This is a genomic window from Kosakonia sp. MUSA4 (assembly GCF_013085925.1).
GTDB classification, from domain to species: Bacteria; Pseudomonadota; Gammaproteobacteria; order Enterobacterales; family Enterobacteriaceae; genus Kosakonia; species Kosakonia sacchari_B.
Genome location: NZ_CP025697.1, coordinates 1,143,483 through 1,156,094 on the forward strand (window position 1 = coordinate 1,143,483; position 12,612 = coordinate 1,156,094).

Annotated in this window: 10 protein-coding genes; 3 read left to right on the top strand and 7 right to left on the bottom strand. The window is 55.8% G+C overall.

Features of this window, described 5'->3' with window-relative positions; translation table 11 throughout:
• Window positions 1-170: 170 nt before the first annotated feature.
• Together ybaL and C0557_RS05385 are read right to left on the bottom strand one after the other, a co-directional pair.
• The gene (gene ybaL / locus C0557_RS05380) at window positions 171-1,847 is read right to left on the bottom strand and encodes a YbaL family putative K(+) efflux transporter (protein WP_208657747.1); all 1,677 of its coding nucleotides are present in this window, start codon (window positions 1,845-1,847) and stop codon (window positions 171-173) included.
• A gap of 229 nt (window positions 1,848-2,076) precedes the next feature.
• Window positions 2,077-3,276 (bottom strand): MFS transporter, encoded by a 1,200-nt coding sequence (locus C0557_RS05385; protein ID WP_208657748.1) that lies wholly within the window; start codon window positions 3,274-3,276, stop codon window positions 2,077-2,079.
• 169 nt (window positions 3,277-3,445) lie between these two features.
• Between C0557_RS05385 and ushA the strand changes: the two genes are divergently transcribed.
• On the top strand, window positions 3,446-5,098 hold the full coding sequence (gene ushA / locus C0557_RS05390; protein ID WP_208657749.1) for a bifunctional UDP-sugar hydrolase/5'-nucleotidase UshA: 1,653 nt from the start codon (window positions 3,446-3,448) through the stop codon (window positions 5,096-5,098).
• 14 nt (window positions 5,099-5,112) lie between these two features.
• On the opposite strand, the gene ybaK is transcribed toward ushA, so the two are convergent.
• The 5 genes from ybaK to C0557_RS05415 all read right to left on the bottom strand — a co-directional run bounded on the left by ybaK (window position 5,113) and on the right by C0557_RS05415 (window position 10,710).
• Window positions 5,113-5,592 (bottom strand): Cys-tRNA(Pro)/Cys-tRNA(Cys) deacylase YbaK, encoded by a 480-nt coding sequence (ybaK, locus tag C0557_RS05395; protein WP_208657750.1) that lies wholly within the window; start codon window positions 5,590-5,592, stop codon window positions 5,113-5,115.
• 79 nt (window positions 5,593-5,671) lie between these two features.
• The gene (locus C0557_RS05400; protein ID WP_208657751.1) at window positions 5,672-6,481 is read right to left on the bottom strand and encodes a TraB/GumN family protein; all 810 of its coding nucleotides are present in this window, start codon (window positions 6,479-6,481) and stop codon (window positions 5,672-5,674) included.
• Between the two features lie 90 nt (window positions 6,482-6,571).
• Window positions 6,572-9,070, bottom strand: coding sequence for a copper-exporting P-type ATPase CopA (gene copA / locus C0557_RS05405; protein WP_208657752.1), 2,499 nt, complete (start codon window positions 9,068-9,070; stop codon window positions 6,572-6,574).
• 191 nt (window positions 9,071-9,261) lie between these two features.
• Complete coding sequence (locus C0557_RS05410; protein WP_074776680.1) at window positions 9,262-9,510, bottom strand: ogr/Delta-like zinc finger family protein; 249 nt, start codon at window positions 9,508-9,510, stop codon at window positions 9,262-9,264.
• A gap of 48 nt (window positions 9,511-9,558) precedes the next feature.
• The gene (locus C0557_RS05415) at window positions 9,559-10,710 is read right to left on the bottom strand and encodes a phage late control D family protein (protein WP_208657753.1); all 1,152 of its coding nucleotides are present in this window, start codon (window positions 10,708-10,710) and stop codon (window positions 9,559-9,561) included.
• A 150-nt stretch (window positions 10,711-10,860) separates the two neighbouring features.
• Here C0557_RS05415 and C0557_RS05420 point away from each other — a divergent pair, with 150 nt between their 5' ends.
• Window positions 10,861-12,042: a phage tail sheath subtilisin-like domain-containing protein gene (locus C0557_RS05420; protein WP_208657754.1), complete on the top strand. Its 1,182-nt coding sequence runs from the start codon at window positions 10,861-10,863 to the stop codon at window positions 12,040-12,042.
• A complete protein-coding gene (locus C0557_RS05425; protein ID WP_208657755.1) occupies window positions 12,043-12,558 on the top strand; it encodes a phage major tail tube protein in 516 nt (171 codons plus the stop codon).
• Window positions 12,559-12,612 lie beyond the last annotated feature (54 nt).

The window sequence follows — 12,612 nt, forward strand, 5'->3', positions numbered from 1 at the left end:
TCCGCAGGTCCGGTAAACGAAATACCACCGGGCAATCAGACTCGTAGGCCGGATAAGCGTAGCGCCATCCGGCAATTCAGCTCAGCAGATCCGGTAAACGAAACACCGCCGGGCATTCAGATTCGCAGGCCGGATAAGCGTAGCGCCATCCGGCAATTAAAGCCGTTGGTTTACCCCGTCACCGCTTCTTCAACCGGTGGTTTCTCCAGCAGTGTCAGCATGGTATTGGCGATTTCGCGTTCCCCCATCACCACCTGATTGGCGCCGCGCTCGGTAATGTAATCCACTTCGTCGTCGTAATGCGCACGGGCAATAATTTCAATGTCCGGGCATTTCTCACGCGCGGTCGCGACAATCTCCCCGGCTTCGTAACCATTCGGAATGGTCAGCAGCAGCCAGCGGGCGCAGTCGAGATGCGCCAGATTCATGATCTCTTCATTGGCGGCATTGCCCAGTACGGCGCGGATCCCACGCTCGCGCAACTCATCCACCCGGGTGCGCGAGGTTTCAATCACCACCAGCGGAATGCCCTGCGCCATCAGTTTTTCGCCCAGCAGGCTACCGACGCGGCCAAACCCAACCAGCAGCGCATGGTTGCAGATATCCACTGGAATCTGCTTTTCCTCTTCGATGGCTTCTTCCAGCGTTTGTTCTTCCAGCGTCTCGGTTTTGTCGAGGTACTTCTCCAGCAGCGTAAACAGCACCGGGTTGAGCATAATCGACAGGATCGCGCCCGCCAGCACCAGATTTTGCCCGGCCTGCGGCAGCAGCCCCAGCGACATCCCCAGGCCCGCCAGAATAAAGGCAAATTCACCAATCTGCGCCAGACTGGCGGCAATGGTCAGCGCGGTGCGCGGCGAGTGGCCGAACAGGCGCACCAGGAAGAAGGCGGCCAGCGATTTACCGAAAATGATAATCGCCAGCGTACCGAGCACCGCCAGCGGCTGTTCGATCAGCACCATTGGGTCGAACAACATACCGACGGAGACAAAGAACAGCACCGCAAACGCGTCGCGCAGCGGCAGAGTGTCGTGCGCAGCCCGGTGGCTGAGCTCGGATTCGTTCAGCACCATACCGGCGAAGAACGCGCCAAGAGCAAAGGAGACATCAAACAGCTCGACGGCGCCAAAGGCGATGCCGAGCGCCAGCGCCAGCACGGAGAGCGTAAACAGCTCGCGCGAACCGGTTGCGGCGCTACGCGCCATGATCCACGGCACCAGACGGCGGCCAACCAGCATCATAATGGCGATAAAGGCCACCACTTTACCGATGGTGATGCCCATATCCAGCGCCAGCGATGCCAGCCCAGCGTTGCCTTTTTCCATCATCCCGGCGACGGCAGGCAGCAGCACCAGTGTCAGCACCATCACCAGATCTTCAACAATCAGCCAGCCGATGGCGATTTGCCCGCGCTGGCTGTCGATAAGCTGCCGCTCCTCAAGCGCGCGCAGCAACACCACCGTACTGGCGGTGGAAAGACATAATCCAAACACGATACCGGTCATAAGAGACCAGCCAAGCAGTGCGGAAAGCGCCATACCCAGCAGCGTCGCGACGGCAATTTGCGCTATCGCTCCGGGAATGGCGATCGACTTTACCGCCATCAAATCCTTTAAAGAGAAGTGCAGCCCAACGCCGAACATCAGCAGAATCACGCCTAATTCCGCCAGTTCGGGCGCCAGTTGAGTATCAGCGACAAAGCCCGGCGTAAATGGCCCGGACAGCACACCCGCTAACAAGTACCCCACCAGAGGAGAAATTCGCAGTTTATTGGCAAGCATGCCGAGAATAAAGGCCAGTACAAGGCCGCCGACAATGGTGGTGATAAGCGGTGTGGCGTGATGCATTCCGTCTCCTTTCGTTGATGCGTGGATCCCACGGTCGATGACCGTTAACTGAGTTACAGTTTATGACAATTTTCGCCAGTATGTTTATGAATAATTGTTGAATTATGAATAAAACGGCAATTTGGCAGAAAAAAAGGCGCAACAGGGTCATCCGTAACAGAAATCGTGCGACAAGTGAGGAGAGGCAACAGAAAGCAGCGGCCAAAGAGGGATTTTGGCCGCAAGGAAATCAATGTTGTGGGCGGTTATCGGGCAGGAATATCGTCAGAATCCCGAGTAATGGCAGGAAAGCACATATTTTGTAGACCAAATCGATGCTGCTGTGATCGGCAACCAGCCCCAGTACCGCAGCGCCAAGCCCGCCCATACCGAAGGCGAAACCAAAAAACAGCCCGGAAACCATGCCAATACGCCCTGGCAGCAACTCCTGGGCATAGACCAGAATGGCGGAGAAAGCCGATGCAAGAACAAAACCAATTATCACCGTCAAAATTCCGGTCCAGAACAGCGATGCATACGGTAAAACCAGCGTGAAAGGGGCAACGCCGAGGATAGAGCCCCAAATCACATACTTTCTGCCGATCTTATCGCCTAAAGGCCCGCCAATAACGGTGCCCGCGGCAACCGCAAACAGGAAGATAAACAGATGCATCTGCGCGTTTTGCACGGATAAATCAAACTTGTGCATCAGATAAAAGGTGAAATAACTGCTGATACTCGCCATATAGAAGTATTTGGAGAAAATCAGAATCAGCAGGATGCAGACCGCCAGTATCACTTTATTGCGTGGCAGCGGACTATTCACCACAGCTATCTTTTTACCTTTGTTCACGCGGTGCTGGGCTGCATACCAGCGGCTCACCTGCATCAGTACGATGATCGCCAGCAGGGCGGCCAACACAAACCAGGCGACGTTGCCTTTACCGTAGGGCGCAACGATCACCGCCGCCAGCAATGGGCCGAGCGAGGCACCAAAATTGCCGCCAACCTGAAAAATGGATTGCGCCAGCCCGTGACGGCCGCCGGAAGCCATCCGCGCTACGCGCGATGATTCCGGGTGGAACACCGATGAGCCGGTTCCGACCAGCGCGGCAGCAATCAGCACCGTTGTAAAATTACCCGCCAGCGCCAGCAGCACCAGCCCGCTGAGGGTAAAACACATGCCAATGGGCAGCGACCACGGCATCGGATGTTTGTCCGTCCAGTAACCGACCACCGGTTGCAGCAGCGAGGAGGCGACCTGGAAGGTGAGGGTGATAAACCCAATCTGCACAAATGACAGGGAAAAATCGGCCTGCAACAGCGGGTAAATCGCCAGTAGCAGCGACTGGATCATATCGTTAAGCAGGTGCGAAAGGCTGATAGCGCCAAGAATACCGAACGAGGTGCGCGCGACCGGAGGAGTCTGCGACGTTTCACTGATTGCCATAAATACCACGTATGTTTTGTCAGAAGAGAAAAGAAGAGCGGTAATTGTTATCTGCCTAACATTACCTGCGTGGATGTGTTGAAGGAAGTCGCAACGCTAAAAACATATTTGTCTATTATTGTTCAGCATTGTAATTTCGGGTTTTTATCAATGGGTCAGGGAGAGAAGCATGAATTGGCTACCAAAGAGCACCACGTTGGCGCTGCTGGCAACGTTGGGCATGGCAAGCTGGCAGGTGCAGGCGTACGAGCAGGACAAAACTTATAACGTCACCATCCTGCATACCAACGATCACCACGGTCACTTCTGGCGCAGTGATTACGGCGAATATGGACTGTCGGCGCAAAAGACGCTGGTGGACGGCATTCGTAAAGAGGTGGCGGCCGAAGGTGGCAGCGTACTGCTGCTCTCCGGCGGCGACATCAATACTGGCGTACCCGAATCCGATTTACAGGATGCTGAACCGGATTTTCGCGGCATGAACCTGATTGGTTATGACGCCATGGCCGTCGGCAACCATGAATTCGATAACCCGCTCAGCGTTCTGCGTCAGCAGGAGAAGTGGGCGAAGTTCCCGTTCCTCTCCGCCAATATTTATCAAAAAAGCACCGGCGAACGTCTGTTTAAGCCGTGGATGATCTTTAATCGCCAGGGGCTGAAGATTGCCGTGATCGGTTTAACCACCGATGATACCGCCAAAATCGGCAACCCGGAGTTTTTCACCGACATCGAATTCCGTAAGCCTGCCGAGGAAGCGAAGCTGGTGATTCAGGAACTCCAGCAGAACGAAAAACCAGACGTGATCATCGCCACTACTCATATGGGCCATTACGACAATGGCGAGCACGGCTCGAATGCACCGGGCGATGTGGAGATGGCGCGCAGCCTGCCGAAAGGGGCGCTGGCGATGATTGTGGGTGGTCACTCACAAGATCCGGTGTGCATGGCTTCCGAGAATAAAAAGCAGGTCGATTACGTGCCGGGAACGCCGTGCGCGCCCGATCAGCAGAACGGTATCTGGATTGTGCAGGCCCATGAATGGGGTAAATACGTTGGCCGCGCCGATTTCCAGTTCCGCAACGGTGAGATGAAACTGGTGCGCTATCAGCTGATCCCGGTCAACCTGAAGAAGAAAGTCACCTACGATAACGGCAAAAGTGAGCGCGTACTCTATACGCCGGAAATTGCTGAAAACCCGCAGATGTTGTCGCTGCTGACGCCGTTCCAGAACAGAGGCAAAGCGCAACTGGAGGTGAAAATCGGCAACACCACCGGTCACCTGGAAGGGGATCGCAGCAAAGTCCGTTTTGTGCAAACCAACCTGGCGCGGGTGATTCTGGCTGCGCAAATGGCGCGCACTGGCGCGGATCTGGCGGTGATGAGCGGCGGCGGCGTGCGTGACTCCATTGAAGCGGGCGACATCACCTATAAAGATGTGCTGAAAGTGCAGCCGTTCGGCAATACGCTGGTTTACGCTACGCTGACCGGCAAAGAGCTGACGGATTATCTCACTGCTGTGGCGCAGATGAAGCCGGATTCCGGCGCTTATCCGCAGTTTGCCAACGTCAGTTTTGTCGCGAAAGACGGCAAGCTCAACGAACTGAAGATCAAAGGTGAACCGGTTGATGCCGCGAAAACGTACCGCCTGGCAACGTTAAGTTTCAACGCCACCGGCGGTGATGGTTATCCGCGTCTTGATGATAAAGCGGGCTATGTGAATACCGGTTTTATCGATGCTGAAGTGCTGAAAGAGTTTATTCAGAAAAACTCGCCGCTGGATGCGGCTGCTTTCGAACCGAAAGGGGAAGTGAGCTGGCAGTAACCAGCTCATCAGCGTTAATCGCGGCGGGCGATATCGGCAAATTTCGCGTCCAGCATTTTTGCCAGATCGATCGCCGCCAGTTCAATATCCAGCCCGCGTTTGCCGCCAGAAACGTAAATCGAGGCGAATTCCTGCGCCGGTGCGTCAATCAGCGTCGGCAGGCGCTTTTTCTGCCCCAACGGGCTGATGCCGCCCACCAGATACCCGGTGCTGCGCTGTGCGGCCATCGGATCGGCCATATCCACTTTTTTTGCCCCCAGCGCTTTGGCGACCTTTTTCAAATCCAGTTGACCGGCGACCGGCGTAACCGCCACGGCCAGATGTTTCATATCGCCGTTAATCGCCACCAGCAGCGTTTTATAGACCTGATCGGCATTCAGCCCCAGCTTGCGCACCACTTCATCACCAAAATTAGTTTCGTTGGGATCGTGATCGTAAGTGTGCACCTGAAAAGAGATGTTGTTTTTTTCGAGTAATTTCACGGCGGGAGTCATAGCAAATCCTTCTTACCACAGTCATTTCACGCCATAAGCATACGCCTGTGTGCCTCAACAAAAATAGTACCATCTTGCGCTATTGCGCCATCCGTTGTTGCAGCAGCGCAGGAAGATTGCCATCGCCATAGAGATGAAGCGCGCCGGCTGCCACCACATAACGCCCTGGCGGCAGCGCGAACAGGCGATCGCACCACGCCTGATTACGCTGATGCATCAGAACATCATGCAGCGGCTGGCTGAAGGTTGACGGCAAGCTGAACAACTCTGCGGCAGGCGGCGTTTCCAGCCACCAGCTCATCATCACCTGTAGCAGGCGCGCATTTTCATGCCAGTGCGTTAAGGTGTCCTGTAGCAGTTCGATGCCGTCATCGGGTAACTGGCGCAGGATATCCAGTTGGCTGGTGGTGCCTTCCAGCTCCAGCACGCTGACCTGGTGCTGCTGGGCCTCCTGCAACAGTTGATAATCGACGCCATACTCCGGGCGCAGCCCCAACCGTTGAGCCTGGGTTGCCTGCAGCACCAGCGCAATATGCCAGGCCGGGCGCTGTTCAAACTCCTCGCGCGACAGCGAAAGGGTTTGCAGCGTCTGCTCAAGCTGGCTCAGGAGCTGGGGATTCAGGCGCTCTTCGAGTGGTACTGCGGGAGGAAGGTTATCAAAAGGGGAATCGGAACCGGCAATGTCTGCTTCGACGATCAGCGCATCGGCATGACGCAGTTTTTGCAGCAGTAATTCCGGCAGCGGCGACATGCCATAGGTGCCCATATGAATACTGCCGACCAGATGCAGATGCTGGCCGCCGGGCAGCGTGATATCCATTGCTGGCCAGCGATAGCGGCGCACACGAAGCGCGAGAAAGAAGTTTTTCAATCGTTGAAACAGAGTCATACGCGCTTTCCGGGTGAAAAATCCCATGCTAACGCGGCAGGCTGCAAGGTGCAAACCCCGCCGCCTGAACGGCGGGGTAACATTTGCGGGCTACTGGTGAGGTTTAAAACGCAGCAGGCGGTTAGCGTTGCTGACCACTGTAATGGAGGAGAGCGCCATTGCTGCACCCGCCACAACCGGGTTGAGCAGGGTGCCGGTCAGCGGCCAGAGAATCCCGGCAGCAATAGGAATACCCAGCGAGTTATAGACAAACGCCCCCAGCAGGTTTTGCTTCATATTGCGCAGCGTCGCTTTGGCAATCGCCAGCGCATCAGCCACGCCCAGCAAGCTATGGCGCATCAACGTTATCGCGGCAGTTTCAATGGCAACATCGCTGCCGCCGCCCATGGCGATCCCGACATCGGCCTGTGCCAGCGCGGGCGCGTCGTTTATGCCATCACCCACCATCGCCACCTGGCGGCCCTGCTGTTGCAGGTTTTTGATCGCTTCGGCTTTGCCGTCAGGCAGAACGCCGGCAATCACTTCATCAATCCCGGCCTCTTTGGCAATCGCGTTGGCCGTAATGGGATTATCACCGGTAAGCATCACCAGGCGATAACCGGCGCGGTGCAGGCGTTGCAGGGCTTCTATGCTGTCATCGCGTAGCGGATCGCGAATAGCGAACAGCGCCGTGGCGATGCCATCCACCGCCAGCAGCACTGGCGTTGCTCCGAGACTGGCCTGCGTGGCTATCTCATCGTCGAGCGCGCGGGTATCCACATTTTGCTCTGCCAGCAGAGCCTGATTGCCGAGCAATACAGTGCGTCCATCGACAATACCGCTAACGCCCAGCCCGCGTAATGTGCGGAATTGATTCACCGTCGGCAGCGCATCGCTGCCCGCTTTTTCCATGATCGCCCGTGCCAGCGGGTGGCTGGAACCTTGCTCAAGTGCCGCTGCCAGACGCAGCGCCGCCGAATCATCGCCCTCCAGCGTTTTGACGCTGACCACTTCCGGCTTGCCGCGCGTCAGGGTGCCGGTTTTATCAAATACAATCGTATCCAGCGTACTGGCGCGTTGCAGGGCGTCGGCATCGCGTACCAGCACGCCAAATTCCGCGGCGCGACCGACGCCGGAGATAATCGACATCGGCGTTGCCAGCCCCAGCGCACACGGACAGGCAATAATCAGCACGGTAGTGGCGATCACCAGCGTATAAACGATTTGCGGCGCAGGACCAGCGAAGTACCAGATTGCGCCGCTGAGCAGCGCGATAGCGACCACTACTGGCACAAATACCGCCGAAATACGGTCGGCCAGTTGACCAATTTCCGGCTTGCTGCTTTGCGCCTGGCGCACCATCCGGATGATGCGCGAAAGCGTGGTGTGGCTGCCGACCGCGCTGGCGGTAAACAGCACGCTACCATCCTGCACCACCGTCCCGGCGTGAATACTTTCGCCGATACTTTTTTCCTGCGGCACGGGTTCGCCGGTCAGCATCGCTTCATCGAACCAGGCTTCGCCCTGGCTGATTTCGCCGTCTACCGGCACGCGATCGCCAGTGGTAAGACGCAATGTCATTCCCGGCTGTACTTCTGCCAGCGGCAGATTTTTCTCGCCGTCAGCGGTGACGACTCGCGCGGTTGGCGGTGTTAAATCCAGTAAGCGTTCCAGCGCTTTCGATGAACGCTGGCGGGCGCGGGCTTCCAGCATATGGCCGAGATTAATCAGGCCGATAATCATCGCGCTCGCTTCGTAGTAGAGATGGCGGGCTTCCATCGGGAACCACTGCGGCCAGATGTTAACGCTCATCGAATAGAGCCAGGCAGCACCGGTTCCCAGCGCCACCAGCGTATCCATGGTGGCGGCGCCGTTACGCAGGCTTTTCCACGCGCTGGAGTAGAAGTGTCCACCGGCGACAATCATCACCGCCAGGGTAATCAGGCCGATAAACAGCCACAGAGCGCGATTGCTGTCGGTGACCATCATATTGTCACCCATCATGCCCCAGACCATGATGGGCACGCCGACCACCAGCGCGACAATCGCCTGCCAGCGGAAACGCTTCATGGTGGCGAGCGCGGTTTCCTGCTGGCGCTCGCGGCGCTTAATATCGTCTTCTATGGCTTCAGCGCCATAGCCCGCTTGCTCTACGGCACTGACTAATTCAGCGGCGGGCGCGCTCCCCATGACTAACGCGGTGCGCTCCGCCAGGTTGACCCGTGCCTGCGTCACGCCCGGTACGGCCTGCAAGGCTTTTTGTACCCGGGAAACACAACTGGCGCAGCTCATGCCGTTGATTAGCAGCTGTTGGCTGTCATCAAGGTCGCTGGCTGCCGGAAGCTCAGAGGGGGCCGCTGTCAGTGCTTCCGACGGGAGTGATGACTCTGTCAGCGGTTTAGCCTTTGGGTGGCTTAAGCTCGCGCCGTATCCGGCTTCTTTAATGGTCGCGATCAGCGCGTCAGCGCTGGCGCTGCCGGTAACTTCCGCGCGTTCAATGGTTACGTCCGCCTGTTCAACATCGGGGCGTTTTTCCAGGCTCTCTTTGACGCGTTTAACGCAATGGCCGCAGGAGAGGCCATCCAGGTTTAGTTCTATGGTGTGAGACATGGTAAATCTCCTTGGTTGTGATGCTTCAATACTGAGTGAAATGAAGCTTAAACCTTCCATCAAGGGGAAGGTCAAGTTTTTAAATTACTGATTGAAAGGGATTTTTAAAATCAGTGTCCACATAGCGACCACACTTTGACAAAAGTGCCTGCTTTACAATGACAAAGCCCCGCTAAGGAGCGGGGCTTTTATTATGGCAACAGGCTTAGCTGATCTCTTCCATAATGTGTGGCAGGAAATGCATCGGTAGGGATGAAATTATCTGGTAGTTTTTCACGCGGGCCGCGCTTCGTTACCAACTTTTCCACACTGTTCAGTGTGGTAAATGTGATGCTGCATTCAAAATTCTGGCACTGATGGTACTGACGGATCGTCATCTCACTGAGACGGCGACTGGTGCGTGTGCGAGCGACAGCACCACAAATGGGGCAAACAAACATGATGGCCTCCCATGGCGGGAGTTGAACTCGCTGTTATTATGGCTTCGTTTATTCAGTCTCTGCAATCCATTCCGGTATTTTGGCTTCCAGCTCCAGGCGGGTTTTAAATCCGCTGTCATCAATTGAATGTGCAGCACGGGCGATAATCCAGTCCTGAGAATCAATATCGGATTTAAACCCCGCCACAGTTCCATGCATTTCCGGGTAGAGATCGGCTCGCCCACGGGCCAGTGTTAACGTAAATTCCGCAGCACCCCGTTTGAGCTGTTGCCATTTGGCAGCAGCAGCGCGCTTTGCCGCTGTTTCACTGATGTATGTTTTGCGTAATACATAGACATTACCGTCTTCACCCTCCAGATAATCCCCGTCTCTGGCGCTGCTGCGAGGTGGTTTTTTCTTTTTCGGCTTGCGGCTTTTGACCGTTACTTTTTTCTTCTTACCGAATTCCAGATCCAGCCAGTATGCCCTTACGCCGGTATAGGCATCACGATCGGCAATACGGAATGAATGGCGATCGCCACTTGAACGGGTGATAGAGAATTCCGGCAGCGGTTTACCACTGGCGCTGACGCCTCCGCCGGGAAGAATAAACAACAGACTGCCATTTTTGATTGTGGCGATGGCTCCCAGCATTTCCGCCATTCTCGTCAGGAAAGACATATCACTTTCCTGCGTCTGGTCGGCGTGATCGATCTCAATGTTGATGAGCTGCTCAGAAATAACCGGCGTCAGTTTATACCGGTGCGCGATGACGGAAATGACGCGCTCAACCTTAACATCATGCCAGGACACTTCGCGCTTTGTGTTGAATTCATCCCTGAAATCAGCGCTACGTGCCGTCAGCTCCAGGCGATCAGGCGGCCCGGAGTGCGCCACTTCATCCAGGGTATAAATCCCTTTATAGACCAGCGGCTCACCACGCCAGCCGATGGACACTGACAGTTCCGCCCCGCGCGGCGGCAGCTGCAACTGGCCGTCACTGTCAGCAATAGTGATCGTCAGTTCGTCGGCTTCAAATCCCCGGTTGTCGGTCAGTTCCAGTGAAATAAGCCGGTCATCCAGTATGGTCAGTGCCTTGCCTCCAAGCATGATACGGAAAGCCGGAACCGGTGACAGCTCATCCTGAAAATCCTGAAATGTCTGTGCGCTCTTATCCAGTTGTGCTTTGGTTTTGCTGATTGCGTCTGCTGACAGTGCCATGTGAACTCCTCCGGCGCTGATAGTTTCATGCGCGCGCGAAGCAGAAAACTGTCGTTTGTTGTCGCAAACATCCGACATCCGGCAGTGCGTGTCGGGCGTGTTTATTTTGTGGAATATAGCCCCGAACTCACAACATGATGGCGGTACAGCATGACCGACAACTTTTTCCACGGGGCGCGTGTTAAGGAGGAAACCGACCTCCAGACAGCGATCAATGACATTGATTCCACTGTCATTGGGCTTGTCGCTGTTGCGGATGACGCCGACCCCGAAACCTTTCCGCTCAACACGCCAGTGCTGCTGACGCGTGTTATCACGGCTCTGGGGAGTGCAGGCAAAACAGGCTCCCTCTACAAATCCCTGAAAGCCATTTCCGACCAGGTGAGCACCCGCGTGATTGTGGTACGCGTTGCGGAGGCGAAGGCAGGGGAGAACGAGCCAACGCAATCCCAGCTCATCATCGGTGGCACGCAGGCGGACGGCAGTTATACCGGGATGTTTGCCCTCCTGACCGCCGAACAGAAAACCGGTTATCGCCCGCGCATTCTCGGTGTTCCGGACTATGACACTCAGGAAGTCACGGCGCAGCTGCGCGTGATCGCGAAGCAGCTACGTGCATTCTCTTACAGCTATTGCGATGGCTGCGAGACTATCGCCGAAGCGAAAACCTACCGCGAACAGTTCGCTGAGCGCGAGGGCATGCTTATCTGGCCCAACTTCATCGCCTACAACTCACAGACCGGCGTGAATGAAGAGTTTCCCGCCGTCGCCTACGCGTTAGGGCTTCGCGCGCTGATCGACAATGAACAGGGCTGGCACAAGTCGCTATCCAACGTTGCAGTCAGGAATGTGCTCGGGATTGCCAAAGATGTTTTCTGGGCGCTTCAGGCGGAAGACTCGGACGCTAACGAGCTGAACGCCAATGAGATCACCACGCTTATCAAACGTGACGGCTTCCGTTTCTGGGGCAACCGCACCACGGATACGGATGAATACATTTTTGAGGTCTATACCCGCACAGCCCAGATTCTGGCGGACAGCATCGCTGAAGCGCAATTCACGACTGTTGACACGCCACTGACGCCAGCAAACGTCAAAGACGTGGTGAGTGGGATTAACAGCAAGCTTCAGGCGCTGGTCACTGAGGGCAAACTGACTGGTGCATCCTGCTGGTTCGATATCGTTGATAACCCGACGACCGGCATCCGGCAGGGTAAAGCTGTGGTGCGCTACAACTACAGCCCGGTGCCACCGCTGGAAGATCTGACGATGATTCAGACGTTCACCGATCAGTATTACGAAGCGGCATTTTCATCCCTCGGAGGTGCGTAAATGGCGATCCCTAAAAAAATTCGCTTGTTCACGCTGTTCGTCAATGGCGTGAACTACATCGGGAAAATCCCCAGCGTGACGTTACCGAAGCTTACCCGCAAAACTGAGGATTTTCAGGGCGCCGGGATGCTCGGGGCGGTTGCTGTGGATCTGGGTATTGATTCTGGCGCGCTGGATGCCTCAATGGTTGTTGGCGGCGTGGTTGAAGAGTTGCTCCTGAAATACGGTGGCGACATTGACGAACTGCGCCTGCGTTTTGCTGGTGAGATTTACAGCGGCGGAACCAGTTCCCTGATGGAAGTGGAAATGCGCGGGCGTATTACTGAGATTGATCCCGGTGATGCAAAGCAGGGTGATGACACTAACCACACCTACGCCATCAAAAACACCTATTATAGGCTGTCAGTTGATGATAAGCCGCTGCTGGAAATTGACCTGCTGAACTTTATCTACAAGCGCAACGGGGAAAATCTCTACCCGGATCGTATTTCTTCCGCGCTTGGCCTGAATAGCTGACTGCTTTCACTTAACCCTTTAACGGTGGCACAGGTTGCCACCCAGGAGATTGAC

Coding starts and splice junctions, on each gene's coding strand:
- ybaL (WP_208657747.1), bottom strand. CDS start 1,847: ATGCATCACGCCACACCGCTTATCACCACCATTGTCGGCGGCCTTGTA.
- C0557_RS05385 (WP_208657748.1), bottom strand. CDS start 3,276: ATGGCAATCAGTGAAACGTCGCAGACTCCTCCGGTCGCGCGCACCTCG.
- ushA (WP_208657749.1), top strand. CDS start 3,446: ATGAATTGGCTACCAAAGAGCACCACGTTGGCGCTGCTGGCAACGTTG.
- ybaK (WP_208657750.1), bottom strand. CDS start 5,592: ATGACTCCCGCCGTGAAATTACTCGAAAAAAACAACATCTCTTTTCAG.
- C0557_RS05400 (WP_208657751.1), bottom strand. CDS start 6,481: ATGACTCTGTTTCAACGATTGAAAAACTTCTTTCTCGCGCTTCGTGTG.
- copA (WP_208657752.1), bottom strand. CDS start 9,070: ATGTCTCACACCATAGAACTAAACCTGGATGGCCTCTCCTGCGGCCAT.
- C0557_RS05410 (WP_074776680.1), bottom strand. CDS start 9,510: ATGTTTGTTTGCCCCATTTGTGGTGCTGTCGCTCGCACACGCACCAGT.
- C0557_RS05415 (WP_208657753.1), bottom strand. CDS start 10,710: ATGGCACTGTCAGCAGACGCAATCAGCAAAACCAAAGCACAACTGGAT.
- C0557_RS05420 (WP_208657754.1), top strand. CDS start 10,861: ATGACCGACAACTTTTTCCACGGGGCGCGTGTTAAGGAGGAAACCGAC.
- C0557_RS05425 (WP_208657755.1), top strand. CDS start 12,043: ATGGCGATCCCTAAAAAAATTCGCTTGTTCACGCTGTTCGTCAATGGC.